General features: G+C 57.4%; 1 protein-coding gene. It reads right to left on the bottom strand.

Going from position 1 to position 256, the window contains the following annotated elements:
• On the bottom strand, window positions 1–256 hold a 256-nt coding region (locus tag FDX22_RS15550; RefSeq protein ID WP_186805321.1), incomplete at both ends, for an Ldh family oxidoreductase.

Raw genomic sequence — 256 nt, 5'->3', positions numbered from 1 at the left:
CTGCCAGCCATAGCTGCCGCCGCGCATCCAGTGGTTGGCGTTACGCAGCGCGACCAGGCCAATACCGTGATCGGAGGCCAGTTCGATGGCACGGTCCATCATCTTTTTCGCCGTCAAATTGCCGATCGAACGTTGGGCATCCCACTGCTCAATTGCACCCAGGCTGGTAATGCGCTGCGGTTTGGCCTCAGGAATGATGTCGCCGTTATCCAGTTGCTGAATGAAACGGGGAAAACGATTCACGCCGTGCGAATAC

The sequence above is a fragment of the Citrobacter sp. TBCS-14 genome (assembly GCF_005280805.1).
GTDB lineage: Bacteria > Pseudomonadota > Gammaproteobacteria > Enterobacterales > Enterobacteriaceae > Citrobacter > Citrobacter gillenii.
Note: the sequence above shows the minus strand (reverse complement) of the source record. Positions and strands in the feature narration are given on the sequence as shown.